The 24,930-nt window shown below is 64.2% G+C and carries 23 protein-coding genes and 1 tRNA gene; 13 read left to right on the top strand and 11 right to left on the bottom strand.

Annotated elements, in window-relative coordinates:
* Nucleotides 1-64: 64 nt before the first annotated feature.
* From AOT87_RS10745 to AOT87_RS10760, 4 genes are all read left to right on the top strand, one after another.
* Nucleotides 65-1,045 (top strand): TerC family protein, encoded by a 981-nt coding sequence (locus tag AOT87_RS10745; protein WP_057968747.1) that lies wholly within the window; start codon nt 65-67, stop codon nt 1,043-1,045.
* A 180-nt stretch (nt 1,046-1,225) separates the two neighbouring features.
* The gene (locus tag AOT87_RS10750) at nt 1,226-5,230 is read left to right on the top strand and encodes a Pls/PosA family non-ribosomal peptide synthetase (RefSeq protein WP_057968748.1); all 4,005 of its coding nucleotides are present in this window, start codon (nt 1,226-1,228) and stop codon (nt 5,228-5,230) included.
* Nucleotides 5,227-6,579 carry a M1 family metallopeptidase gene (locus tag AOT87_RS10755; protein WP_057968749.1) on the top strand — a complete coding sequence of 451 codons (1,353 nt, stop codon included), beginning with the start codon at nt 5,227-5,229 and terminating at the stop codon, nt 6,577-6,579. The genes AOT87_RS10750 and AOT87_RS10755 overlap by 4 nt, the downstream gene beginning before the upstream one ends.
* Nucleotides 6,576-7,835 carry a hypothetical protein gene (locus AOT87_RS10760; RefSeq protein ID WP_057968750.1) on the top strand — a complete coding sequence of 420 codons (1,260 nt, stop codon included), beginning with the start codon at nt 6,576-6,578 and terminating at the stop codon, nt 7,833-7,835. Before AOT87_RS10755 ends, AOT87_RS10760 begins: the two co-directional genes overlap by 4 nt.
* 19 nt (nt 7,836-7,854) lie before the next feature.
* Here AOT87_RS10760 and AOT87_RS10765 read toward each other — a convergent pair whose 3' ends face one another.
* Nucleotides 7,855-9,240: a wax ester/triacylglycerol synthase family O-acyltransferase gene (locus AOT87_RS10765; protein ID WP_030095851.1), complete on the bottom strand. Its 1,386-nt coding sequence runs from the start codon at nt 9,238-9,240 to the stop codon at nt 7,855-7,857.
* A gap of 110 nt (nt 9,241-9,350) precedes the next feature.
* Between AOT87_RS10765 and AOT87_RS10770 the strand changes: the two genes are divergently transcribed.
* Together AOT87_RS10770 and AOT87_RS10775 are read left to right on the top strand one after the other, a co-directional pair.
* Nucleotides 9,351-10,049, top strand: coding sequence for a glycosyltransferase family 2 protein (locus AOT87_RS10770; RefSeq protein ID WP_030095852.1), 699 nt, complete (start codon nt 9,351-9,353; stop codon nt 10,047-10,049).
* A complete protein-coding gene (locus AOT87_RS10775; RefSeq protein WP_078354521.1) occupies nt 10,046-10,414 on the top strand; it encodes a DUF2304 domain-containing protein in 369 nt (122 codons plus the stop codon). The genes AOT87_RS10770 and AOT87_RS10775 overlap by 4 nt, the downstream gene beginning before the upstream one ends.
* Here the strand turns inward: AOT87_RS10775 and AOT87_RS10780 are convergent.
* Nucleotides 10,358-11,302 (bottom strand): NAD-dependent epimerase/dehydratase family protein, encoded by a 945-nt coding sequence (locus AOT87_RS10780; protein WP_057968751.1) that lies wholly within the window; start codon nt 11,300-11,302, stop codon nt 10,358-10,360. The two genes, AOT87_RS10775 and AOT87_RS10780, sit on opposite strands and share 57 nt — an antisense overlap.
* 105 nt (nt 11,303-11,407) lie before the next feature.
* Here AOT87_RS10780 and AOT87_RS10785 point away from each other — a divergent pair, with 105 nt between their 5' ends.
* The 3 genes from AOT87_RS10785 to AOT87_RS10795 are packed head-to-tail and all read left to right on the top strand — an operon-like array spanning nt 11,408 to nt 15,397.
* Nucleotides 11,408-13,180, top strand: coding sequence for a hypothetical protein (locus AOT87_RS10785; protein WP_057968752.1), 1,773 nt, complete (start codon nt 11,408-11,410; stop codon nt 13,178-13,180).
* A gap of 10 nt (nt 13,181-13,190) precedes the next feature.
* Nucleotides 13,191-14,837, top strand: a complete 1,647-nt coding sequence (locus tag AOT87_RS10790; protein WP_057968753.1) for a CocE/NonD family hydrolase — start codon at nt 13,191-13,193, stop codon at nt 14,835-14,837.
* Nucleotides 14,834-15,397 carry a DUF4352 domain-containing protein gene (locus AOT87_RS10795; RefSeq protein WP_057968754.1) on the top strand — a complete coding sequence of 188 codons (564 nt, stop codon included), beginning with the start codon at nt 14,834-14,836 and terminating at the stop codon, nt 15,395-15,397. The genes AOT87_RS10790 and AOT87_RS10795 overlap by 4 nt, the downstream gene beginning before the upstream one ends.
* On the opposite strand, the gene AOT87_RS10800 is transcribed toward AOT87_RS10795, so the two are convergent.
* Nucleotides 15,394-15,951, bottom strand: coding sequence for a TetR/AcrR family transcriptional regulator (locus AOT87_RS10800; protein WP_057968755.1), 558 nt, complete (start codon nt 15,949-15,951; stop codon nt 15,394-15,396). The two genes, AOT87_RS10795 and AOT87_RS10800, sit on opposite strands and share 4 nt — an antisense overlap.
* 82 nt (nt 15,952-16,033) lie before the next feature.
* On the opposite strand from AOT87_RS10800, the gene AOT87_RS10805 reads away from it, so the two are divergent.
* A complete protein-coding gene (locus AOT87_RS10805) occupies nt 16,034-16,468 on the top strand; it encodes a membrane protein (protein ID WP_030095859.1) in 435 nt (144 codons plus the stop codon).
* Here the strand turns inward: AOT87_RS10805 and AOT87_RS10810 are convergent.
* The gene (locus tag AOT87_RS10810; RefSeq protein WP_030095860.1) at nt 16,465-17,160 is read right to left on the bottom strand and encodes a CPBP family intramembrane glutamic endopeptidase; all 696 of its coding nucleotides are present in this window, start codon (nt 17,158-17,160) and stop codon (nt 16,465-16,467) included. The two genes, AOT87_RS10805 and AOT87_RS10810, sit on opposite strands and share 4 nt — an antisense overlap.
* 202 nt (nt 17,161-17,362) lie before the next feature.
* Here AOT87_RS10810 and AOT87_RS10815 point away from each other — a divergent pair, with 202 nt between their 5' ends.
* Nucleotides 17,363-18,055: a GAP family protein gene (locus AOT87_RS10815; protein WP_057968756.1), complete on the top strand. Its 693-nt coding sequence runs from the start codon at nt 17,363-17,365 to the stop codon at nt 18,053-18,055.
* Nucleotides 18,056-18,318: 263 nt separating this feature from the next.
* The gene (locus AOT87_RS10820) at nt 18,319-18,741 is read left to right on the top strand and encodes a helix-turn-helix transcriptional regulator (protein WP_030095862.1); all 423 of its coding nucleotides are present in this window, start codon (nt 18,319-18,321) and stop codon (nt 18,739-18,741) included.
* On the opposite strand, the gene AOT87_RS10825 is transcribed toward AOT87_RS10820, so the two are convergent.
* The 5 genes from AOT87_RS10825 to AOT87_RS10845 form a co-directional block, all read right to left on the bottom strand.
* Nucleotides 18,681-19,835 carry a hypothetical protein gene (locus tag AOT87_RS10825; RefSeq protein ID WP_057970098.1) on the bottom strand — a complete coding sequence of 385 codons (1,155 nt, stop codon included), beginning with the start codon at nt 19,833-19,835 and terminating at the stop codon, nt 18,681-18,683. The genes AOT87_RS10820 and AOT87_RS10825 overlap by 61 nt on opposite strands.
* Nucleotides 19,832-20,983, bottom strand: coding sequence for a hypothetical protein (locus AOT87_RS10830; protein ID WP_057970097.1), 1,152 nt, complete (start codon nt 20,981-20,983; stop codon nt 19,832-19,834). Before AOT87_RS10830 ends, AOT87_RS10825 begins: the two co-directional genes overlap by 4 nt.
* On the bottom strand, nt 20,980-22,128 hold the full coding sequence (locus tag AOT87_RS10835) for a hypothetical protein (protein ID WP_057970096.1): 1,149 nt from the start codon (nt 22,126-22,128) through the stop codon (nt 20,980-20,982). The genes AOT87_RS10830 and AOT87_RS10835 overlap by 4 nt, the downstream gene beginning before the upstream one ends.
* A complete protein-coding gene (locus tag AOT87_RS10840; protein ID WP_057970095.1) occupies nt 22,128-22,649 on the bottom strand; it encodes a hypothetical protein in 522 nt (173 codons plus the stop codon). The genes AOT87_RS10835 and AOT87_RS10840 overlap by 1 nt, the downstream gene beginning before the upstream one ends.
* Nucleotides 22,650-22,710: 61 nt before the next feature.
* Complete coding sequence (locus tag AOT87_RS10845; protein ID WP_234795837.1) at nt 22,711-23,394, bottom strand: alpha/beta hydrolase; 684 nt, start codon at nt 23,392-23,394, stop codon at nt 22,711-22,713.
* On the opposite strand from AOT87_RS10845, the gene AOT87_RS29305 reads away from it, so the two are divergent.
* Entirely contained in the window at nt 23,323-23,499 is a 177-nt protein-coding gene (locus AOT87_RS29305; RefSeq protein WP_200997023.1) for a hypothetical protein, read from the top strand. The genes AOT87_RS10845 and AOT87_RS29305 overlap by 72 nt on opposite strands.
* Nucleotides 23,500-23,530: 31 nt before the next feature.
* On the opposite strand, the gene AOT87_RS10850 is transcribed toward AOT87_RS29305, so the two are convergent.
* A tRNA-Thr gene (locus tag AOT87_RS10850) sits at nt 23,531-23,606 on the bottom strand.
* Nucleotides 23,607-23,663: 57 nt separating this feature from the next.
* Entirely contained in the window at nt 23,664-24,869 is a 1,206-nt protein-coding gene (locus tag AOT87_RS10855) for a DNA polymerase III subunit delta' (protein WP_030095866.1), read from the bottom strand.
* Nucleotides 24,870-24,930 lie beyond the last annotated feature (61 nt).

The raw sequence follows: 24,930 nt of genomic DNA on the forward strand, positions 1-24,930 counted from the left end.
GCCGCGGGCCGGTCACGTATCGGCGGAAGAGACCTCCGGCGTTTTGGCGACCGGAGGTTATTCAATGCAGGTATCCCAGCTCGAGTGGATCATCACGCTGGCCGTCACGGTCGCGATCTTGCTGGTCGATGTCGTGGTGATCGGCAGGCGCCCCCATGAGCCCACCGTCCGCGAGACCGCTACTGCCCTGAGCATCTACATAGGGCTCGCGGTGGCATTCGGTCTGTGGGTGTGGTTCTTCCACGGCAGCCAGTTCGGGCTGGAGTTCTTCGCGGGCTGGCTCACCGAGTACAGCCTGTCGGTGGACAACCTGTTCATCTTCCTAATCATCATGGCCAGCTTCAAAGTTCCCCGTGTCTATCAGCAGGAAGCGCTGCTGATCGGCATCATTTTGGCGCTGATCTTCCGCGGCATCTTCATCGCGCTGGGCGCGGTGGCCATCGAACAGTTCTCCTGGATCTTCTACCTTTTCGGCGCATTCCTGGTGTACACCGCGATCAACCTGGCCCGGGACACCGAGCACGACGACGACGCCGATAACGCCGTGGTGCAGTTCGCCCGCAAGCACCTGCGGACCACCGATAAGTGGGACGGCCTGCGACTGTGGGTCCGGGATAACAGTGCGAACGGCGCCAGACTCATCACGCCGATGTTCCTGGTGATCGTGGCGCTGGGCACCACCGACCTTCTCTTCGCCCTGGACTCGATCCCCGCGATCTACGGGCTCACCAAGGAGCCCTATCTGGTGTTCACGGCCAACGTGTTCGCCCTCATGGGTCTGCGCCAGCTGTACTTCCTACTGGGCGACATGCTCAAGCGTCTGGTGTACCTGTCGCAGGGATTGGCCTTCATCCTGTTCTTCATCGGCGTCAAACTGATCCTGCACGCGCTACACGAGAACGAGCTGCCCTTCATCAACGGCGGCGAGCCGGTGCACGTACCCGAGATCCCCACGCTGGCAAGCCTTGCGGTGATCGTCGTGACGCTGCTGATCACCACCGGCGCCAGCCTGTACAAGACCCGGCGCACTGCCAAAGAAGGCTAGTGCCCAGCGCCTGCACGGTGAACGGCGCGGTCCACCGTGGCAAACTTGGCGGCGACGGGCTCACCGTGCCCGCGGGAGCGCCTCCGCGCGGCGGCGAGCCCAGCCGCAGCCGGACCGATAGGCTCGCTGCCGTACCCCTCCAGGCCCATAGATCCGACGCGGAAATTAACGAGGAGCAGCGTGACCGGCCCCGACGAGTCACCCACTAACCGCACGGGCGAAGAGGCTCCCCAGCCCGCCGTTCAGGAAACCCCGGGCCATCCGGTGCCACCGCAGTACCTGCTCGGCAGGTCGGCCCCTCCGGCCCGGACACTGATCGACATCCTCTACTCAACGGCCGCGGAGCACCCCGATGCGCCTGCCATCGATGACGGCACCATCCAGCTCACGTATTCAGAGCTGATCGTCGACGTCGAGGCAAGCGTCGAGTGGCTCGGGGCACGCGGAATCGGGCGCGGTGATCGCGTTGGTATCCGAATGCCCTCCGGCAGCTACTCGCTCTACGTCGCGATCCTGGCCACCCTGGCCGCGGGAGCCGCGTACGTTCCGGTGGACGCCGACGATCCGGACGAACGTGCCGCGCTAGTTTTCGGCGAGGCACAAGTGGCCGCGGTGATCACCCCCGACGGTCTCGTTCGTGGACCCGGATCCTCGAGGGGCTGGCGCGCCGCCAAACCCACACCACGCGACGACGCCTGGATCATCTTCACCTCAGGTTCCACCGGCACCCCGAAGGGCGTGGCGGTGACACATCGCAACGCGGCGGCCTTCGTCGACGCGGAAGCACAGATGTTCTTGCCGGACAATCCGATTGGTCCGGATGATCGGGTACTCGCTGGGCTATCCGTGGCCTTCGACGCCTCCTGCGAGGAAATGTGGCTCGCCTGGCGCTACGGCGCCTGCCTGGTACCCGCGCCGCGTTCCCTGGTACGTAGCGGCATGGATCTGGGTCCGTGGCTGGTGTCCCGCGATGTCACCGTGGTGTCGACGGTGCCCACATTGGCCGCGTTGTGGCCGGCCGAAGCGCTGGAGGCGGTGCGGTTGCTGATTTTCGGCGGCGAAGCCTGCCCACCGGATCTGGCCGAACGACTGGCCACCGGCGAGGACGGTGCCGCACGCGAAGTGTGGAACACCTACGGCCCCACCGAGGCGACCGTGGTGGCCTGCGCTGCGCGGCTCGACGGAGTGAGCCCTGTCAGCATCGGGTTGCCCCTTCCGGGCTGGGATCTGGCCGTTGTGGATCCGCAGGGCAGCCAAGTCGGCTACGGCGAGGTCGGTGAGCTCGTCATCGGCGGCGTCGGCCTGGCCAAATACCTCGATCCCGAAAAGGACGCCGAAAAGTACGCTCCGCTGCAGACTCTGGGGTGGTCACGGGCCTATCGCAGCGGTGATCTGGTGCGCTTGGAGCCCGACGGTCTGTATTTCCAGGGCCGTGCCGACGACCAGGTGAAGGTCGGCGGCCGCCGTATCGAACTCGGTGAGGTAGATGCGGCACTGGTCAATCTGCCCGGTGTGAGCGGTGGTGCGGCCGCGGTGCGCAAGACCGCCAGCGGCACCCCGCTGTTAGTCGGCTACATCGCCAGCGCCGATCCCAACTTCGATATCGCCGCGGCACGCGCCAGCCTGGCCGAATCGCTTCCCGCCGCACTGGTGCCGCGACTGGTCAAACTTGACGAGCTGCCCACGCGCACATCAGGAAAGGTCGATCGCAACGCACTGCCCTGGCCACCGCCGGGCGCGGATACCGACGACGATGCAACCGAATTGGGTGGCACCATGGGCTGGCTTGCCGGACTGTGGCGCGACATCCTGGCCGCCTCGGTCGACGGACCCGAAGCCGACTTCTTCGCTCTCGGCGGCGGATCGTTGTCCGCCGCACAACTGGTCGCGGCGTTGCGGCAACGCTATCCGCAGGTGACCGTCGCGAACCTGTACGACCAGCCGCGGCTCGGATCGCTGGCCACCTATCTGGATGAGCTCGCCCCTCCCGTCGAGGTCGAACCCCGGATCGTGAAACCGGTGCCCCGGCTCACCGAGCTGGCGCAGTTGGTGGCGACCATCCCACTGACCACCCTCACCGGGCTGCAATGGGCCACATGGCTGGCCCTGGCCAACAACGTGTTCGCAGCATTCAGCAATGTGCCCTGGCTGGTCACGGTCAACTGGTGGGTGCTGCTGGCAGCTTTCCTGCTCTTCATCACCCCCCTGGGCCGCATGAGTATCACCGTCATCGGGGCGCGACTGCTGCTCTCCGGGGTCAAGCCGGGGACGTACGAGCGCGGCGGAAGCGTGCACCTGCGGGTGTGGATCGCCGATCGCCTTGCCACCGCGAGCGGTGCCGAAAACCTCTCCGGCGCACCGTGGATGGTGTATTACGCCCGTGCGCTGGGCGCCCGGGTAGGCAATGGGGTCGACCTGCATTCGTCACCACCGGTGACGGGCTGGCTGGAACTCGGCGACCGCAGTTCCGTTGAACCCGAGGTCGACTTGTCCGGGCATTGGGTTGACGGCGACAAGTTCCATGTCGGCCCGATCGTCATCGGCGAGGACGCCACTGTCGGGGCCCGCACCACCCTGTTGCCGGGTGCGGTCATCGGTAAGAACGCCGATGTGGCACCGGCTTCCGGTGTCGTCGGAAGAGTCAAGAACGGTCAGTACTGGAAGGGCTCACCGGCCGTGAAGTCGGGCAAGGCCCGCCATCCCTGGCCTGATTACCGTCCGCCCCGCGCCGGGCAATGGGTGCCGATCTATGGGGTGACGTCGATTCTGCTGGGCGGACTGCCCCTGCTTGCGCTGGCCGCCGGGCTGGGTGTGGTGGCCTTCGGCATCAGGAATACGGCAACGATCTGCCAGGCCGTGGTGCCCGCGCTCATCTGGACGCCGGGGGCCGCGCTGGTCAGCGTCGTCGTGTACGCCGCCATCACCGTTGTGCTGGTGCGGCTGCTGTCGATCGGCGTGCACGAGGGTTATCACCCCGTCCGCAGCCGGCAGGGCTGGCAACTGTGGGCCACCGAGCGCCTCATGGATGCGGCCCGTAACTATCTGTTCCCCATCTATGCCAGCCAACTGACCCCGTGGTGGCTGCGCATCCTGGGGGCGAAAATCGGCAAGGACACCGAGATTTCGACGGCCCTGCTGGTGCCGAAGTTCACCGAGGTCGACGACGGTGCGTTTCTGGCCGACGACACTATGGTCGCGTCGTACGAGTTGGGTGGCGGCTGGATCCACATCGCCAAGGCCAGAATCGGCAAGCGCGCATTCCTGGGGAACTCGGGGATCACTCAACCGGGACGCAAGGTACCCAACGACGCGCTGGTCGCCGTCCTGTCCGCCACTCCGCATAAGGCGAAGTCGGGCTCGTCGTGGATCGGTAGCCCACCAAAGCGGTTGCGGCGAAAGGCCGATGGTGCGGACTCCGCGCTTACCTTCGAGCCACCGTTCCGCCTCAAGGTGATGCGGGGAATCGTGGAGACCTGCCGCATCGTCCCGATCATCGTGACGTTCGGGATCGGTGTCGGGGTGCTGCTGAGCCTGCAGACAATCGCCATCCGGTTCAACTTCTGGGTTGCCGGCGCACTGAGCGGTGTGGTGCTGCTGGTCGCCGGTGCCGTGGCTGGTGTGGTGAGCGTCGTGGCCAAGTGGGTCGTGGTTGGGCGCACCAAGGCCGTGGAAAAGCCGCTCTGGTCCTCGTTCGTCTGGCTTAACGAGGTCGCCGATACCTTCGTGGAAACCGTTGCCGCCGTGTGGTTCGCACGTGCCGCGTCAGGGACGGTGATGCAGAACTGGTGGCTACGCGGCCTGGGCGCCAAGATCGGCCGCGGAGTGTGGTGCGAAACGTATTGGCTGCCCGAGGCCGATCTGGTGACCCTGGGCAAGGGAGCGACCGTGAACCGCGGCTGTGTGGTGCAGACGCACCTCTTCCACGACCGGATCATGCGGATGGACACCGTGACCCTCGCCGAGGGTGCCACCCTCGGCCCGCACTGCGTGGCGCTTCCCGCCGCCGAGCTGGGTGCCGGCGCCACCGTCGGCCCGGCATCGCTGGTCGTCCGCGGTGACGTCGTACCCCCGTCGACCAGGTGGCAGGGCAACCCCATTTCTCCATGGGGCAAACTGGATCCGATGGCACCAAAGAAGCCCAAGGGCGGCAAGGTTTCCGCCGGTAAGAATTCCGGGGCCGCATGACCAAACCAGGCAAGAAGGCGGCCAAGCGGCTACCCCCACGGCCTCCCGTCATCGATCCCTATCTGCCGCAAAACGGCAACTACGGATATCGGGTGTCACGCTACGAGCTGGAGCTGGAGTACAAGGTTGCCATCAACCGGCTGACCGGTACCGCGACGATCACGGCCGTCACCCTTGCCACCCTCAAGGAATTCACCCTTGACCTTGCCGATGCCCTCGGCGTCTCAAAGGTGACCGTGAACGGCAGGCGTCCAGAGCATTTCGGGCACCGCGCCGGGAAGATCACCATCAAGCTGGTGACCGCCATCCCGGCGGGAGCTGCCATGACCATCGTCATTCGGTATGGCGGATCACCTCGGGCCATCAACAGCGTGTGGGGCGACGTCGGATTCGAGGAGCTGTCCAACGGGGTGCTGGTGGCCGGGCAGCCTAACGGCGCGGCATCCTGGTTCCCCTGTGACGACCACCCCAGCTCCAAGGCAAGCTATCGATTCGTCATCAGCAGTGACAGCCCATATTGTGTTGTCTCCAACGGGGAGTTGGTATCTCGTCGAGTCCGGGCCGCGCACACAACCTGGACATACGAGCAGCCCGAGCCGATGGCGCCGTATTTGGCGACACTACAGATCGGCGACTACCAGACGATCAAGCTCGCGAAGAACCCGATCTCGATGAATGCCGCGCTGCCCTCACGGCTGCGCGAACGGTTCGAGCATGACTTCGGCAGGCAGCCCCAGATGATGAAGCTGTTCATCAAACAGTTCGGCCCTTACCCGTTCGCGGCCGGGTACACCGTGGTGGTCACCGACGATGATCTCGAGATCCCTCTTGAGGCGCAAGGTATTTCGGTGTTCGGGGCAAACCATTGTGACGGGGAGCGACACTCCGAGCGCCTGGTGGCACACGAGTTGGCGCATCAGTGGTTCGGCAACAGCGTCACCGCCCGCCGCTGGCGCGACATCTGGCTCCACGAAGGGTTTGCCTGTTACGCCGAATGGCTCTGGTCTGAAGAGTCCGGGGGGCCGTCCGCCGATGCCCGCGCCCGCCACTATCACCAGAAACTGAAAGATCTCCCCCAAGATTTGATTCTGGCCGATCCCGGCCCACAGCTGATGTTCGATGATCGCGTGTACAAGCGTGGAGCGCTGACGTTGCACGCGTTGCGATTACGACTCGGTGACACTAAATTCTTCGCACTGCTGCAGGACTGGACCACCCGTTACCGGCACAGCACCGTCATCACCGACGACTTCACCGGCCTAGCAGCCGCCTACTCGGACGAATCGCTCCGGCCATTGTGGACAGCGTGGCTGTACGAGAAGCAGCTCCCGCCCTTGGACCGGAAGTGACCGACGCCGGCCCCAGCACCCGCTCCAGCGTCGCCCGGATCGGCGTGGCCACTGCTATCAGCGCTATCTGCGGGTACACCGTGCTGTACCTCGCCGCGCGTGAACTGGGCCCCTCCTTGTTTTCGGTGTTCGGAGTCTTCTGGGGCGCATTCGGTCTGGTGACTGGCGCTGCGAACGGGCTGCTGCAGGAGACCACTCGCGAAGTACGGCTATCGCTGGCGCAGCGCGAACGTTCTCCGCTGGACACCACCCTGCCGATCAGGATCGCCTTCGCCTTCGCCATCGCGTCCGCCGTAGGGGTCGTCGGCACCGCACCACTGTGGGCATCGCATGTGTTCACCGAGTTCCGTTGGCTCAGTGTGGCATTGCTTGCCGGCGGGCTCGCCGGATTCTGCATGCACGCGACAACCCTGGGCGCGCTGGCGGGATCGAGCCGCTGGACTCAGTACGGCGTTCTCATGGTGACCGATGCAGGAATTCGTCTGGTGGTAGCGGTTGTCACGTTCGCGGCCACCCTCGGTCTCGTCGGCTATCTCTGGGCGACGGTGGCCGGATCGATGTCATGGTTACTACTCACCGCGATCTCCAAGCCGACCCGCGAGGCACTCAAGGTACCCGCACTCGTCGACACCATGGAATTCCTGCGCGGGGCCCGGCATTCGATCGCCGCAGCCGCCGCCAGTGCGGTGTTGGTGATGGGGTTCCCCGTGCTATTGCAGTCGACGGCAGGCGATCTGGGCCCCACCGGCGGGGTGGTGATCCTGGCCGTCACGCTGACCCGTGCACCGCTACTGGTGCCGCTGACTGCGCTGCAGGGCAACCTCATCGCCCACTTCGTCGATGCGCGGGACCGCCGCCTCACTGCACTCATCACGCCGGCCGTCATCATCATCGGCGTCGGCGCGGTGGGCATTGCACTCGCGGCGTCCGTCGGCCCATGGCTACTACGGACGGTGTTCGATCCGGCATATCAGGCGGGCGGCCCGCTCCTGGGCTGGCTCACCGCCGGTGCGGTGATGATCGCACTGTTGACGTTGACCGGGGCGGCCACCGTGGCACATGCCCGGCATCTCGCGTACTCAGCGGGATGGGTTGGCGCGACAGTGGTCTCGGCGCTGCTGTTGCTGTTGCCGCTCGCGTTGGAGGAACGGACGGTCATCGCGTTGATCGGCGGACCCATCGTCGGAATCGTCGTGCATCTGGCCGCGCTCGCATTCTGGCGGGACCCAGAAACCACCGACGAGATCATCGACTGAACGACCCTTAACGAGCGCGTCAGATCCCCGCGGCGTGCTCCAGCTCTACCAGCGCGGCCTCGAGGCCGTCGGCCATCTCGTCGATGTCCGCGGCTACCTCCGGTGTGGTGACGAATCCGAAATCCAGATGCTCCAGATAGGAGAAGCAGGTGATGTTGAGGGCCACGTCCATAACGGGCGGGCCCAGCGGAATCAACGACTCGAGCTTGGCACCGGCCATGTACAGCGGGAACGATGGACCAGGAACGTTGGAGAGCACCAGGTTGATGGGCGCCAGATTCCGGGATAGCCCGCTGGCGGTGTAGGCCCGCGCCGCCAGCTGCAGCAGCCCGGGCGGCGTCGTGTCCGTCAATCCCATGATCTGGTGGGCCGACATCGCCCGCGCCATCTCCTTGGCACCCTGGGTCCCCTCGTAGATGGCCCTGATCCGCTCGGCCGGGTCATCGATATCGGTCGCCAGGGTCACGGTCATCGAACTGACTTGATTGCCCACCACCCCATCGGTTTCCTCGGTGCGCACCGACACCGGAATCTGCACGATCAATGGCTTGTCCGGCAGCTCGTCACGCTTGAGCAGGTAGTCGCGGACCGCGCCGGCAACGATCGCCAGCACCACGTCGTTGACCTTGACCCCGAACGCATCCTTGAGCGCCTTGACCCGCGCCAATTCGAGGCGCGCCCCGGAGACCCGGCGATGCGGTGACACCGGCGCATTGAATCGGGTGTGCGGCGCCTCGAAGTATCCAGGAGATTTGCGTTCCATACCGAAAACCGCCAGCTGCTGGCGGACCGTCTGCTGGACCAACCGGACCACCCGATAGGGCGTCTTGACACCCACGTTGACCAGGGCGCTCAGCAAGATGCGCTCACGACTGGGCAGGCCCAGCCCCACCAACGATCCCACGGTGTCGTCCGGCGCCGGGCGCGGCTCCGGGGCGATGTCGAGCAGAATCTCGCCCAAACCCGCGCCCGAGACGCCATCGACGATGGCGTGATGCATCTTGGTCAGCGTGGCAACGCGCCCGCCCTCAACCCCCTCGATGACCCAGAGCTCCCACAGTGGCCGCGACCGGTCGAGCTTGTAGGACATCAGCCTGCCGACCAGTTCTTCGAGCTCCTTGCGGCCGCCGGGGGCGGGGACGCCGATGCGGCGGATGTGGAAATCAGGGTCGAGTTCCTCGTCCTCCACGAACCACGGCCGGTCCAAACCCAGCGGGACGTCGGTGACCCGCCATCGCAACTGCGGCATCGACGGCAGCCGCTCCACGATGAGACCACGCACCCGTTCAAAGCTGTAGTCGGGGGCATCGCTGGGGTCGAAGATCGACAGTCCCCCAATGTGCATATGCCAACCCGACGTTTCGGCGTGCCAGAACGCCGCATCTACCCCAGACAGCCGCTGCATGGCCGAAACATTAGTGCCGCCGACCTTCCCTTCTGCCGGAATGGCCGGACTCGTCGGGGCCGGGCGGAGCCGACGTTCACCGGTGGGTTACCGGTGCTACCTTGATCCCAGTGAGCAACACCGGTAACAGCGACGTCTGGCTGGTCATCCCCGCCTACAACGAGGGACCAGTCATCGCCGACGTCATCGCCGCGGCGCTCGGCACCTTCCCCAACATCGTCTGCGTGGACGACGGCAGCGCCGACCGTACCGCCGCACTCGCGCACGGCGCGGGCGCACACGTGGTCCGCCACCCCGTCAATCTCGGGCAGGGCGCGGCGATACAGACTGGCGTCGAATACGCGCGTGCACAGCCCGGGGCTCAGATCTTTGTGACCTTCGACGCCGACGGCCAGCATCAGGTCAAGGACGTGGTGGCCATGGTGGACAGGCTGCGACTGGAACCCCTCGACATCATCGTCGGCACCCGCTTCGGTGCCGGATCGGCACCGGGCCACGTACCCCTCATCAAACGCATCGTGCTGAAAACCGTTGTGCTGCTGAGCCCGCGCACCCGCCGCCTCAACCTGACTGACGCTCACAACGGACTGCGCGTCTTCAACCGGACCGTCGCCAACGGACTCAACATCACCATGAACGGCATGGGCCACGCCAGCGAGTTCATCGCGATGATCGCCGAAAATCATTGGCGGGTGGCCGAACAGCCGGTCGATATTCTGTACACCGAGTATTCGATGGCCAAGGGCCAATCGCTGATCAACGGGGTCAACATCATGTTCGACACCGCGTTCCGCCGGAGGTTGCCGTGATCACCTGGATTCAGCCGCTACTGATCGTCGCGGTCCTGCTGTTGCTGGTGTATCTCTTGCGTTCGCGCAGCACCGCGCAGGCCAAGGCCTGGGTGAAGCTCGGATTCGTGGTCTTCGTGGTCGCGGGCATCTACGCCATCCTGCGGCCCAATGACACCACCACGCTGGCGCATTGGCTCGGCTTGGGCCGCGGCACCGACCTGATGCTCTACGCGCTGATCATCGCGTTCGCGTTCACGACACTCAGCACCTACCTGCGTTTCAAGGATTTGGAGCTGCGCTATTCGCGGCTCGCGCGCGCCGTCGCGTTACGCGGCGCCGAGCCTCCGGAAGAACTCGACAGTCCTTCCGATTCCGTCCGCTAGCGCCACCTTCGGCTCCCATCCCAGCACGCTCTTGGCCAGGCGGACGTCCAGGCAAGACTGACGCAGATCACCCAGCCGGGGCGGATGAAACTCCGGATCGTCCGGTGCACCGGCGGCCGCGGCCACCAGCGAATGCAGCTGCCGGTCACTGGTTTCGACTCCGGTACCGACATTGAACCGCTGTCCCCCGCCGTCTGGACCGGAGGCGCGCACGAAGGCGTCCACCACGTCGTCGACGAATACGTAGTCCCTGGTGTTTCCGCCGTCCCCGAACACCTTGGTGACGCGACCCGACAGCAGCGCCTGCGCGAAAATGGCGACGACACCCGCCTCGCCATGCGGATCCTGGCGCGGCCCATACACATTGGCCGGAGCGATATGTGAGCACTCCAGCCCGTACAGATGCCGGAAGGTGTTGAGGTAGATCTCTCCGGCCACCTTGCCCGCGGCATATGGCGAATGCGGATCGGTGGGGACGGATTCGCCGGTGGGGATCTGCTCGGGAGTGCCGTAGATCGAGCCGCCCGATGAGGTGTGCACGATCTTGCGCACGCCTGCCTTGCGGGCGGCGTCGGCCAGCCGCACCGTACCGACCACATTGACGGAGGAGTCGAACTGCGGATCGGCGACCGAGTGGCGCACATCGATCTGCGCGGCCAGGTGGAAGATCACCTCGGGCGAGAACTCGGCCACAACGGCATCCAGATCTGCCTCGACGATGTCGTCCTTGACGAAGGTGAAGGCGGAATGCGCCTCGGCGGCCTCCAGATTCGACACCTTGCCGGTGGCGAGGTTATCCAGGCCCGTTACCTCGTGCCCGTCCGCCAACAGCCGGTCGACCAGCGTCGATCCGATAAATCCTGCGGCTCCGGTAACCATTGCCCGCACGTGGCGACTCCCTCTTTATTCACATAGCTCGCGGCATTCGGCCCCACCCTACCGACCGTGCCTGATGTTCTTCCCGCAAGCGTTCATCGCTAGTCTCGGGCCCTGATGCCTTTCGCCAGAACCAACCGCGTTGCCGTTGCCGCAGCGGCTCTCATCGTGGTGCACCTCGTGGTGCGCAGCGTGCTGGCGTTCGGCGGAGATTTCTATTGGGATGACCTGATCCTGGTCGGCCGCGCCGGTACACAGGGCCTGTTCTCCCCGTCGTACCTGTTCGATGACCACGATGGACACGTCATGCCCGCAGCGTTCTTGCTGGCTGGCATCCTCACCAAGCTCGCACCGTTGAATTGGTTCTGGCCCGCGCTGAGCCTGGTGATCCTGCAGGCATTGGCGTCCCTGTCGCTGCTGCGGACGCTGCGCGTGATCCTGAGCTGGCGGCCCGTGCTACTTGTTCCACTCACGTTCGCACTGTTCACGCCGCTGGCAGTTCCAGGTTTCACCTGGTGGTCGGCCGCGCTGAATTCCCTGCCCATGCTGACCGCGATGTGCTGGTTCGTCGCCGACGCGGTGCTGCTGGATCGCACCGGAAACCGTCGGTACGCCGTGACGGCGATGTGTGCGTTCCTCGGGGGGCTTCTGTTCTTCGAGAAGTCGGTGGTCATTCCCTTCGTCGCGTTCGCGGTGGTGATGCTGCTGGCGTACCTGCGCGGCGACGGGTGGTCGGCGCTGGAGCGGACATGGCGCCGGGGTGCGGTGCTGTGGGTTCCGGCAGCGGCCCTTACCGCGGCATGGATCGCGCTTTACCTGGTGGTGGTGGACCAGAAGCGTTGGAGCACCGATCTGTCGATGACGTGGTCGCTGCTCCAACGCTCATTCACGCACGGGGTGCTTCCCGGATTGGTGGGTGGTCCGTGGCATTGGGATCGTTGGGTGCCCAGCTCCCCGTGGGCCGAGCCCTCGTCATTCGTGATCTGGCTGGGGGCATTGGCGCTCGCCGCGACCGTGGCGCTGACCTGTTTCCGCAAGCAGCGACTTGGGCTGGTCTGGCTGACCTTGCTGGGGTATCTGGCGGCCAGTGAGGTGCCGATTTATCTCATGCGTTCGTCGGCATTCACGGCGCTGCTGCTCGCGCAGACCTTGCGGTATCTGCCGGATCTGGTGGTCGTCGCGACGCTGCTGGCGGCGGTGGGTCTCACCGCCTCGAACCGGCCGGGCAGTACGAGCCTGGACAGTTCCGCTCGACGCACCGCCGTGGTCGCGCTGACGCTGGCGTTGTTCGTGGGGAGCAGCCTGGTATCCACGGCCAACTACTTACGCAGCTGGCGCAACAATCCCGCCTCGCCGTACATCGCCACTGTGAAGGAGTCCCTGGCGGCGGTCGCGGACGGGCCGGCGGTGCTGGACCAGGAAGTTGATCCGCTGGTGCTGCAGAATGTGGTGCGACCGGAGAACCTGTTGAGTCACATGTTCGCCCTGGTGCGCCCCCGACCAGAGATCGGTTCCACCACAACGCAGTTACGGATGCTCGATCGCTATGGCCACCTACTCGACGCCCAGGTGACGTGGGTGCGGGCCCTCACCGAAGGCCCGGTTCCCGGATGCGGGTACCTGGTGCAGTCCACGCAGACCATGCCGCTGACGGGGCCGCTGCTCCCCGCAGATTGGATCGTCGAATTGAACTACCTGGCCAATACCGAGGGTGCCGTGTGGGCATCGTTCACCAACGGGCCCAGAATCAAGGTTCCCGTTCGGCCGGGACTCAATCGGGTGTTCATCAGACTCCCAGGTTCGGGTAATTCACTTACCCTGCAACCGATTACCCAGTCATTGTCACTGTGCGTAGCCGTCGGGCCGGTAGGGGCGCTCGCTCCCCGGTAGATTGGGCGCCATGCTCGGAGAACTGGCTTTGACCTGGACCGGACGACTCTCTGCACCCGTCCTGGAAAAGCTGCTCGATCTGCCCGAACCCCAGTTCACTCAGATACAGACGCGCCGCGACATCCCGGTGAGGATGCCCGACGGCGTCAAGCTCGCTACCGACCACTTCCGCCCGCCGGGGCAGGACCCCCTGCCTGCCGTCATCTTCCGCACCCCGTACGACAAGCAGGGCATCATCAGCCAACTCTGGGCAACGTTATTGGCCCGTCAAGGGTTTCAGGTGATAGTGCAAGACACCCGGGGCCAATTCGCATCCGAAGGCAAATTCGACGCGTTTCGCCAGGAACGGGCGGATGGCCTTGCAACCGCCGCCTGGGTCCGTGAACAGCCGTGGTGCGACGGCACACTCGCTACCGCCGGACCGTCATACCTCGGCCATACGCAATGGGCGGTGGCGCCGTACATCGAGCCACCCTTGGCCGCCATGTGCCCGGCAATCACCACCAGCAACTTCACCGAGCTCTTCTATCCGGGCGGGTCGTTCAACCTGCACAATCTCCTGACGTGGTCCGCGGCGGTCGGTTCACCGGAGATCCCGCAGGCGGTCCGCCTGCTTCGGGCGAACGCGCACGGCAAGCGGGTGCGCCGAGCGATGGATCACCTACCTCTCGCCGACGCCGACAATGTCGCGATCGGAAAGCCAGAACCCTTCTGGCGCACGGTGACCGATCACAACGACGACGACTATTGGGACGAGATCAACCACACCGCCCAGCTCGCGACGCTGGGCACACCCGTGAGCATGGTGACCGGCTGGTGGGATCTGCTTCTAGTAGGTCAGCTCCGCGATTACGAGGAGCTACAGAAGGCCGACTGCCCCCGGCGTATCACCATCGGCTCGTGGGACCATGCGAAGTCGATCAAGACGGCGATAGCCGACAGCTTTTCTTGGCTGGCAGCACATCTACACGGCGACGCCTCATCAACGCATCGTGCACCGGTACGGGTCTACCTACAGAAGGCCGGTCAATGGCTGGATTTCGATCATTGGCCGCCGAAGAGTTCGACGCCCACACCGTTGTATCTGCAGGCCGATCACGGGCTTGATTGGCAAGCACCACAAGGTGATAGCGCCGTCGACACCTTCACATACGATCCAAAGAACCCGACCCCGGTGGTGGGCGGGCCGCTGCTTGACGCCAGGGTGTCCGGGCAGCGCGACAACGCGTCCATCGAAAGTCGCTCCGATGTGCTGGTCTTCACCACCTCGCCTCTGACAAAAGACCTTGATCTGGTCGGCCCGGTTTCGGCATCGGTGTACGCGACAACCGACAGTGGTCAGGGCGATTTGTTCGTCAGGCTCTGCGACGTTGATCGGAAGGGAGTTTCCCGCAACGTAACTGACGGAATCGTCAAACTAGACGGTGCCGCGCAGTCACCGGTCCAGGTGACCATGCATCCCACCGGTTATCGTTTCGCGCGGGGACATCGGCTGCGGGTCCAGGTCAGTGGGGGTGCGTTTCCGAACCACGCCCGCAACACCGGGTCCGGTGAACCGTTGGCGACCGCCAGCCGCATTGTTCCGATCCACTTCGAGATCCGCCATGACGAGAAACATCCCTCGGCCGTGACATTGCCGGTGCTACACGCCTCATGATCGCGAAACGCGTTTGCGCTCTTGCTCTTACCGGAATCTTGCTCACCGCATGCGGGGGCGGCCAGCCATCGGAGAGCCGCCCGACCCTGATCCACGTCGGCCCTACAGGCGGAGGGGCGGAAACCAAGGTGGTCACAGCGGAAGAAGGCAAGCCCGGGGCTCTTGGACAGCAGGTGCGCGATGGAGACCTCGCGTTTGTGGTCACCCGGGTGGGTGATGCCGGGACCGTTGGCGATGTGGCGAATCCTGCCCTGCAGGCGACCGCCGTCGGCACCTTTGTCGTGGTCCACGTCGAAGTCCTGAACCTCGGACAGACCACGCACTCGTTCCTCGGCGATGAACAAAAGCTCAAGGACGCCACGGGCAAGGAGTACACGCCGGATAGCATGGCAAACATCTTGGCGCGCAACGCCGAACAGCTGGAGCCCGGCGCAGAACTGGGACCCGGCGCGCAGAAGCGGTCAGTGCTCGTCTACGACGTACCGGCTGGCACGGTACCCAAGGAGATCGACCTGCACACCGACTACCGATCCAAGGGCGCCAAAGTTCTGCTGGGCTAACCGGTGGGCGGGAACAGCGTGTAGGCGAGCTGTGAGGCGATCGTCTTCGGATCGGCATCATGCGAATCAGCCAGTGCCCCAGTGGACCACAGTGAGACAAACCCGTGCACCAAGGACCACGCGGCGCGAGCCGCGGTGACCTTGTCGGCCGAGGTCTGCTGTGGCGTCAACGTCTCGATTCCTGCATTCAGTGCCGCCCCGGCACGCTCACGCGCCGCGGTCAATTGCGCGTCGGTGGCATCCAGGAGCGCGGGTTCGAACATCACCGAGTAGTGGCCCGGATGACTCAGGGCGAAGTCCACGTAGGCCAGCGCCGCGGCATGGAAGTCCGGGTGCGCGCCGTCTAGCGCCTCGGCCAGTTTGGTGAATCCGTCGGCGGCCAACGCGGTGAACAGTCCGCGACGATCGCCGAAATGATGGGCGGGTGCGGCGTGGGATACACCCGCCTCGCGAGCTAGTTCCCGTAGTGACAGCTCGGTGGCGCCGCGTCGGGCCACCATGTCGGCCGCGCTGGCCAGGATCGCCGCCCGCAGACCGCCATGGTGATACGACATCGCCTCAGCATAGCGCGAATCTTGACAGTGACAAGTTTGGGGGTATCGTCTATCTAGTCAATGTCAAGATTGGAGATCTGTCATGGCACCGCTCATTGCCCTCCTCGCCGGGACGCTCCTGGCTCGTTTAGTCGGTACGCAGGGGTTGGCACCCGTCAGTTCGTGGCCGGCCGCCGTGGCGGTCGGCCTCGCCGCGATGTTCACGCTGACCGGGATCGCGCATTTCGTCCCGAAAATGCGTGCCGCGATGATCGCGATAGTTCCGCCACGGATTCCGGCACCCGGGTTCCTGGTGGCGCTCACCGGAGTCCTCGAGTTACTCGGCGCGATCGGTGTCCTGATTCCCTCGACGAGGGCGGTGGCAGCCGGGTGCTTGGGAGTGCTGCTGGTGGTGATGTTTCCGGCCAATGTGTATGCCGCCAGTCAGCGGTCAAATCCGCTGTCCACTCCCCTTGGTTGGCGCACCGCCGAACAGCTGTTGTTTCTCGCGGCGACCGCGCTCGTCGTATGGGGCTAGACGAGGTGCCAGACCAAGACTGCGGCCAGCACTCCCATCCCATTGAGCGACCAATGCAACGCGATCGGCGCCAATAGGCTGCCACTACGACGCCGCAGCCAGGTGAAGACAAATCCGGCAAGGGCGGTGGCCACCACCGCGCCGGCCACGCCAGCGATCTGTGCCCAAAGGCCCACCCCGAGCAACTTGGTCAGGCCGACATTGCCGGTGGTCAATCCCAAGGACGTGGCGATGTGCCAGAAGCCGAACAACAGCGACCCGACGGCCGCGACTCCGCGAAAGCCCCAGGCTCGAGCCATCGTGCCGTGCAGAACCCCCCGGAAAGCGAGCTCCTCGGGAATCACGGTCTGCAGCGGGATCAGGACGAAGGAGGCGAGCAACGCACCCGAGACGGTCGTGGCGTAACTGCTGTTGAGGAACATCGGCCGGGTGACCGGCAGCAAGAGACCGATGCCGATCACCGCGCCGACGATGACAACCGCGACGGCTGCGTATTTGGCGCCCGAACGCCAGTGGTCCCGGCCCAACCCCAGCTCAGCCCACGAATGGCCGCGGTAGCGGATCAGTGCCAGCAGCCCGATCGCGGCGACCGGCACCACCACGAAATTGGCCCATGGTGTGGTGAAGTGCGCGATCAGATTCGTGGCCACGAGAACGGCGACCACGACGGCGATATCGATATACGTGCGCACGTCCCGCAATCCGTGCAGGGGCGCAACAGCGGCCGAGGTCTGAGTAGGCATCCGGTTCAGAGTACCGGCGGTGACGTTGGCCCAGTTCAGAGTGTGATCCAGTCGTGACTACCGTCCGGGGGTCAGCGCACGAGCGACTGTGGCAGTCCCCACAACCCGGCCATGGCCGGAACACGATCCGGCTCACGTAAGTTCTGGAATCGTGCTCACCCTGTTGCTGGCGTTCGCAGGATTCGCCTGCCTGGACGCCCTCAACGTGCTCAACATCGGTGTCGCCACCACCATCGTCTATGCGACCCGGCTGGAACGCCGATCAGCATTTCCCGGCGGCCTCAGCTTTGTCACCGGCCTATTCGTAGCGCTGTTCACCTTTGGACTGGCGACCGTGCTCGGCGTGCGCTCGTTGACCGATGTCGCCGGCGGCTCGGACATCACCCCGTCTACCCGATACTGGGCGCAACTGATCATCGGCATTCTGTTGATCGCCGTTGCGGCGCTGACCTGGTTCACCGAACCGGTGACGCCACCATGGATTCGTACTGTTGCGCGACGCCATCCATGGCTTCTCGCGCTTGTGGGTCTCGCATTGGGCTACGCGGAGGCACCCACCTCTGTTCCGTATCTGAGCGCGCTGGCGATGCTCGCCTCACGTCACCCGCTGCCGTCGATGTGGCCGCTGCTGTTGGTCGGCTATGGCTTGGTCGCGATTCTTCCCAGTCTGCTGATTCTCGTACTGTCGACGCGACGGTCCCCTCGCGCGCGGCGGGTGCAGCGAGGTCTGGTGCGAACGGTGACGCGATACGGCCCCACCGCGATTCGGGTCATATTCCTGGGACTCGGGGGCGTTCTGATTGTCGGCGCGCTGCTGCATCACAGTGCTCTGGGGCTCCGCTGAGCAGCGGCAGGACTCATACGTAAATCGGCTGACCATTCGCTGTGCTCAACCCCACGATGAGCACAGCGATTGACCAGCCGAGCACGATCGACCTTGATTAGCCGAACGAACACCCCGGACATTACTGTCAGTAAATAGCCCTTGTCAATGACTTACCCTTCCGATAAGTTTCATACCGCTCAGACACCCGTAGACCTACGATGAGCAGCACAGTGTGTGCGTGTATCGTTGGGCTGCGAAGTGAAAGTATGTGAGGGGGTGCTGTGCCAGACTTTTCGCAGCGCTTGAGCCATTTGTTTGCCACTGTGCATCCGGCCGGGCGCGGACCTTATTCCCTCAACGAGGTGGTCACCGCGCTGGGCGAGCGCGGCGTCGAGGTCTCCTCGCCCTATCTGTCGCTCCTGCGCAAGGGCGAACGATCGAACCCGGCGCCGGAGATCGTCGCGGCACTAGCCGAGTTCTTCCAGGTGAGCCCCGCCTACTTCTATGACGCCGACTACGCCGCGTCGGTGAATCGCGATTTGGATTGGCTTGTACAGCTGCGTGACTCGAAGGTTCGTGAGATCGCGCAGCGCAGCTATGCGCTCTCCGAGAACAGTCGGCAGGCGATCGCCGACATGGTCGATCACTTACGCAAGGTCGAGGGCATACCCGACAAGGAAGCCGGCGCCTCCAAGTCTTCCTGACGTTCCCGGTAAGCGTCCGCGATCTCGAGCACCCAAGGCCCTTCACTCACTCCTTCGGGCGGACGCAGCCATTCGTAACTGAATCCTGGAACTGCTTCACCTACAAGCCAATTCACAACATCCCGACTCCGCTCTGAGCCACTCTTTGGCAGGGGCGAGTCGGCTACTAGCGGCACCCGTCGACTCTGCGCCAATAGCGTGAGTCCATCCTGGACATGCGTCGTCCATTCGAACACCAAGTCCGACGATCGAATTCGCGATTCCACGGGCGGGAACAGCCCCGGAAACATACCGGCGAGTGCGTCACGGAGCGGGCCTAGCCGCCTCAATTCTCGCCGTGCCTGAACACGCAGCATGATGGGAGGCCAAAGAAAGCCCGCGACGATCAAACCCGCTGCGATACACCCCGGCCAGGTCTGCAGCCACCGTCCGACCGCGCCGCCGATGAAGCCCTCGCCCCGGCTCAGCGGGCTCCACATCCCGCCACAGATGCTCGCGACTACCTGGAACGCCGATGCAGCCGCTAGCAAGCCCAGACCTACGCCGACGGGAGTTCTATCGGCGTTGCGAGAGCCCACCCATGCGAGCTGAAGAGCCACTAACACCATGTACCCACTGCTCACCACAATTGCGACGAGCGCACCGCGATCAGTCCCGGCGTACATGGCATTTGCGGTCGCCAGCACATCATCAGCCCTCGGGACCACCTCGCTGTAACTCATAGCGATGAAGACGACGGTAAGTGCAATCGCCGCGCCTGCCATAGTGATCCATAGCCCACGGCGAATGCGCTCGGGCGACGCATCACCGCTGATACCAACGACGAAAATTTGCAAACACGCCGCGATCGTGATGGCTGGCCAACCCGCCACGCTGACAGCACGTGCGGCCTCTGGCAATGCGGCCCAGACCCAGTCGGTATACACCACGAACCAGATCCACACCGACACCCCAAAGACAGTTACCGCGACAGCCGGGACTGATGTCGGGTAGCGCACAACCCGCCATATTCGGTACAGCAGCCCCGGCAGAAAGCAGACGAGCATGGCGACGCGCACAATCTGCATCAGGTCCCACGTGGACTGAGTGATCATCCTCCCACCGGCAGACGCTCACGTCCGACTTCCTGAACCCCGGAGGTCTCCATACAGTTGCGGTACGAGTCGGCGATCGCGAGCACCCAAGCCTGATCACTCACGTCCACTGGTGGGCGCAGCCAAGCGCAACTGAATCCCGCAGACGATTGACCTAAAATCCAATTACTCACAGCCAAGGCCCGTGCTGCCTCCTCTTCTGGAACCATGGCGGAGCTATCTAGCGGCACTCCGCGACTCTGCGCCAAAAGCGTAAGACCGTCCTGAATATGTGTGCTCCACTCAAATACCTTGTCCGACAAACGTATTTGACTTTCCGTCGGCGGAAACAGTCCTCGAAACATATCAGCGAGCATGCTGTGAAGCGGCCGCAGCCGTTTCATGTCCCGCCGCGCCTGAACATGCGACACCACCGGCGCCCAGAGGAAGCCCGCGACCATCAAGATCGCAGCTACACATCCGGGAAGCGTCTGAAACCACAGCCCCACCGGACTGCCTATAAAGCCCTCGCCATGGGCAAGCGGACGCCAGACCCCTCCGCAGAGGCTACCCACAACTTGGAATGCCGATGCGGTGGCCAGCAACCCCAGGCCCACTCCGACTGGCGTTCGGTCGGCGTGCCGAAAACCTACCCACATCATTTGCAGAACCACCGATATCACGTACCCGCTAGTCACAATGGTGGCAATTGCGGATGCGCGATCGCCACCGGAGTACACGATGTTCGAGATCGTCAATGCGTCGTACGTTGTCATGAGCACACTGCTGTTCCTCACCGTCAGTGTCACGACAACGAGTGCGAGCGTAGCCATCGCGAAGGTAATTCGCAGCCCACGACGAACCCGATCCGGTGAGGCGTCACCGCTGATACCAACGACGAAAACCTGCAAACAAGCCGCGATCGTGATGGCCGGCCAGCCACCCATGCTGACAGCACGCACAATCTGCGGCAGTACGTTCCATACAGAGTCGGTGAACGCCAGGAGCCAGAGCCAGGCGGACGCCCCAAAGGCAGTTACCGCAACAGCTGGGATTGATGTCCGGTAACGGATCAACCGCCAGATTCTGTACAGCACCACAGGCAGGAAGCAGATCAGCACCGCAACGCGTACTGCCTGCATCACCTCCCATATCGAGCGAGTGATCATCCTCCCACCGGCAGACGCTCGCGTCCGACTTCCTGAACCTCGGAAGTCTCCATACAGTTGCGGTAAGCGTCGGCGATCGCGAGCACCCACGCCTGTTCGCTCATGCCCATAGGCGGACGCAGCCATTCGCAACTGAATCCCGAAACTGATTGGCCAGAAATCCAATTCGCCACTTCCAAAGCACGACCTATCTGATCGGCGGGAGGCGCCCAGCCCGTTTCTACAGGTACCTCACGGCGCTGAGACAAGATGGTGAGACCGTCCTGCACGTGCGCTACCCATTCAAATACTAAGTCCGACAACCTTATTTGAGATTCTGCCGGCGGGGACAACCCTGGGAACATACCGACAAGAGCATCATGGAGCAGACGTAGCCGCCGCAGTTCTCGCCGTGCCTGGACACGCAGCATCACAGGCGGCCAGGCGAATCCCACGACCATAAGCGCCGCGCCCGCGCATCCGGGCAAAATCTGAAGTGAGGGAACATATCGACCACCGATTCCCATACCTCCCCCAGTCAGGGGTCGCCAGACTCCGGTGAGTGCGATTGCGGTCAGTTGTAATACCGCTGCCATCGCCAGTAGTCCCAATCCCACTCCAACTGGGGTGCGGTCGGCGTGGCGGAATCCGACCCACGCGAGCTGAACAAGCACCACTGCCAGGAACCCACTACTCACTACTTGGGCAACGGCAGCACCACGATCTCCCCCGTCTAGGAGAGCATTGGTAAGCGCAAACATGTCGGCAGAAGAAGCCAGCACACGGCTCTGACTCACCGCCACCGCAACCACGATGAGGACCAAACCGGTGACGATAAAGGTGGTGCGCAGCCCACGACGAATCCAGACCTGCGAAACGTCACCGTTGATCCCAATCACGAAGATCTGCAGACAGCCAGCCATCCAGACCGGCGCCCAACCGCCCATGCTCACCGCGTGCACGGAGGCAGGCATCGCCGTCCACACCGGCTCGGTGAATATCAACATCCAGAACCACACCCATACCCCGAAGACTGTGGCAGCGATGGCGGGAATCGACGTGGGGTACCGGACCAATCGCCAGATCCGATACAGCACTACCGGCAGAAACACGATCAGTACCGCGACGCGCACAGCCTGCAGGGAATCCCATACCGAGCGAGTCATTACCCCAGCGCGTCGTCGACGTATGGACTCCAGCTCGGGCGGTCTCGTCGGCCGGCCCGCAAGCGGCGCACCAACAATGCCGCAAACCGCTCAGCAGCGAGCTCATCCTGCGGCCAACGGTCATCGCTATGGGTCAATTCATCCGCGCCACAACTGCGTTGCAGCATGCGGGCAACCAGCTCAGGCGGCACCGCGCGGACGTGCTCAGCGGCGAACTCAGCAACCGGAAGCCCTCGATGACCCAACACCATGTGGCCCAATTCATGGGCGATCGTGCGGTCGCGGCCCACGACTCCTTGCCCCACCTGCACGAGCTCCCGGTCGGGGAACGAGATCCACTGGCCAAAAACGCCCGCCGCGAGTGGTGCATCCTCGATATCCACCACGCGGCCGTTCGCGTGCGCCCAGCTATGTGTGACGTCAACTACCGAGCCTTGCCGCCCGGTGGCCGTGGCCAGCACCTGGTCCACCGCAGCAACGACCAAACCGTGACGGCCTGCACCGCGTCCCGCGAACCACATGACCTTTAATCTAGCGGCCTTGCGTTGCGCCCACAGCAGAAGTACCCGGCAGCGAAGTGATTTACGTCAAGTACCGGAGAAAGGCGACGAGCGCAGCATTCACAGATTCAGGGGCATCCAACGTAACTACGTGACCGGCATCGGGAATGACCACCCCGGCGACGCCTTCTGCGATTGCCCACTGCGGCATTGATGTCTCGATGTTTCCGGTGCGATCCATTTCGCCACGCATCAGCAGCAGTGGCAACTGTGTGCGGTAATCGCTATCGGGCTCAACGAACTCGGTGGTCGCGCGCCATATCCTGAGAAACTCGGCCTTCGATATCGCCGCAAACGCCCGGCGCAGGTAGGCACGCGCGGGCTCGGTAACCGCCGAGGCATCCGCCATGACACCCGGCAAGGATCGTGCCGGTATGAGCCGCAGCAGCGGAGCAGCGAGCCGCAAAGATGACCTTTCGATCCAAGACAATGGACCGGTGTTCCAGGTCGAGTCGAGGACACCCAGCGCCCGATAGCCATTCGGCGCCTGCCTGACAAGACGCTGCGCGATGTTGCCGCCCAAAGAAAGTCCGATGAGCACCGGCCGGCTCAGGCCCAGGTGGGCGATCAACGCTTCCACGTCTGATACCAGCACGTCCGCTGTGATAGCGGCGGTACTAGGTCTCGAGGCTCCGTGTCCGCGCAAGTCGAAGAGCACAACGCGAAATCCGGCGGCCCGGAGGACATCGCGCTGGGATTCGAACATGGCATGGTCTGCGCCCGCTCCATGGATGAACACGACCGGAATGCCCGAACCAGCAGTATCGGAGTATCTGAGCACACAACCATCGCGACGAAGACTTCCGTCTAATTCCATAGGGGCCCGAACCACGTACTCCGCATGGAGCTGCCCGGGGGAATCGAACCCCCGACCTATTCATTACGAGTGAATTGCTCTACCGACTGAGCTAGGGCAGCACGCCGGGCGAACCCAGCGACCGAGAGTCTACGGCACCCCTGCCACGACGCCCAATCTCATTCCGAGGGACGAAGAGCCTGCCCCGCCGTCGCGACCAGGGCATCGATCGCGAACTTGGGTTTCACATTGACCGCCAGCGCCTCTCGGCACACCAGAACGGCCTCGATGCATTGCAGAAGCTGTTCGGGGGGCACCCGGTCCACCATCGGCCCGAGCCGGTCGGCCATATCGGGGTGATGCAGCGCCACCCGGCCCTCCTCGGCAGCGCCCACCGAAAGCACCAGGGCGTCTCGGAAGTAGGTGGCCAAATCGATGAGCGTGCGGTCCAGCGCATCACGCGAAGCCCTGGTCTGACGCGATTTTTGTTTGCGCTCCAAGTCCTTCAAGACACCCGCTGCTCCGCGCAGCGCTGTCGCCGCACCCTTGCCGGTGCCGCCGGCCCCCAGCGCCGTCCTCAGCTCTTCCTCTTCGGCCTCGTTGCGCGCGGCCGTCTGTTCCTTCGCCTCGGTGTCGGCGCTGCTCACCAACTCCTCGGCCGCCGCATACGCCCGCGTGGGGGTCGCAGCCTCCCGGGCCAGCCCCAATGCTCGGAGCCGCCGGGCACGGGCCTGCTCATCAGTGGCGAGCCTGCGCGCGCGGCCGACATGACCACCGCTCACCGATGCGGCCCACTGCGCCTGCTCGGGATCGATCCCGTCGCGGTCCGTCAACACCTGTGCGATAGCAGTCACCGAGGGGGTGACAAGCGCCACATGACGGCAGCGTGATCGCAAGGTGATCGAGATGTCCTCCGGGTCCACCGAGGGGGCGCACAGCAAGAACACCGTTCGCGGCGGTGGCTCCTCCACAACCTTCAACAGCACGTTGCCGGCGCCCTCGGTCAACCGGTCGGCGTCCTCGATCAGCACCACCAGCCAGCGCCCGGTACTCGGACGGCGCCAGGCCGCCTGCACGATCGCGCGCATCTCGTCCACACCAATCGACAATCCCTCGGGAACGACTCTGCGCACGTCAGCATGGGTCCCGGCCATCGTGGTGGTGCAGGCACGGCACTCCCCACAGCCCGCGGCCCCCTCCGATTCACACTGAAGGGCGGCGGCAAAACACAACGCGGCCACCGATCGGCCCGACCCCGGCGGCCCGGTGAACAACCACGCATGGGTCATCCGGCCAACGTCATCCCCACGCGCAGCCAATGCCGCAGATGAGAGCGTGGAAACCACCGCTCCCTGATCCACCAGGCGACCGAAAACCCCGCTCATCGTCACCAACCCTAGCTGCCGGATCAGACTCCCCGAACAGGCCGCATAGGCGTGTGAAACG

This window comes from Mycobacteroides sp. H003 (assembly GCF_001440135.1).
GTDB classification, from domain to species: Bacteria; Actinomycetota; Actinomycetes; order Mycobacteriales; family Mycobacteriaceae; genus Mycobacterium; species Mycobacterium gwanakae.